The sequence below is a fragment of the Oryzibacillus soli genome (genome assembly GCF_051594765.1).
GTDB lineage: Bacteria > Bacillota > Bacilli > Paenibacillales > NBRC-103111 > Paenibacillus_AR.
The window spans coordinates 1-891 of record NZ_JBPPGJ010000075.1 but is presented as its reverse complement, the minus strand read 5'-3'; the positions used below and the strand labels follow the sequence as shown (position 1 = coordinate 891).

1 protein-coding gene and 1 pseudogene are annotated in these 891 nt (G+C 55.2%); both read right to left on the bottom strand.

Features of this window, described 5'->3' with window-relative positions; translation table 11 throughout:
• The coding region (locus ACSEXW_RS28205) for an ATP-dependent DNA ligase (RefSeq protein WP_438449511.1) at window positions 1-525 on the bottom strand (525 nt) is incomplete at its 3' end.
• 83 nt (window positions 526-608) lie between these two features.
• Window positions 609-891 (bottom strand): annotated as a pseudogene (locus ACSEXW_RS28200) (ATP-binding protein); the annotation flags it as partial.

Here is an 891-nt window from a genome sequence, read left to right as displayed (position 1 = left end):
CTTACGTTTGGCGACAATTCCCTCCATCCGCTTCTCCTGTATCGCCCGGAACAACTCCTTGCCGGCGCCTTCCACGTAAAGAGACTGGCTGAAGTGGCTGTTCTGCTCCAAGACGTCCGCGAGGATCTGCTTGCGCTCCATAAGCGGTAAGCTGCGGAGATCCTGTCCGTTTCTCTGCAGGATATCGAACACCACGTAATGCACAGGTGACTCCACCGCCGCGGCCTTGATCTTTGGCCCCTTGGTCATCCGGAACCTCTCCATCACCGCTTCGAAGTCAATCTCGCCAGACGGCCCAATCCGGCAGACCTCGCCGTCCAAGATAACATCGTCATCCGTCGGCACGGCGAGCAGTTCCGGGTATTGCCGAGTGCATTCGTTCTCGTGGCGGGTATAAAGCCGGACGCTGCCGTTCTCACGAGACAGAAGAAGCCGGTGGCCGTCGATCTTCGGCTCATAGATAAACCTGGGGTCGTCAAAAGGCTCCTCTACTTTTTCGAGAAGCATTGGGGAAATGAATGTCATCGTAATCACCTGATGACATTGTAGCCCTCGTCCGCGGCGGATTTATAGCGGTAAATATGGGCAAAAATCAAAATGGGAACTAGCTACCTAAATTGCGGTGGATCCATTCGCACCATCAACGGCGTCATTCGCTTCTCCCCAACCTTGAGCACCATAATGGAGTGGTACCGAGGGGTGTTCAGGCCGTCCTCTAGAGTAAACGGAGCGATCTCCTCCTGGAGACCTTTATATGTCGCCTTACTGCTCTGGTAGAGGTAATAGTGCGGGCCAGCAGCCTTAATGATCTCAGCCAGGTCCCGGGGGATCTGCTCCCAGGAGTGGAATAGCCAATGATAGGACAACCGATAGGCCCGGGATTCCACCGCC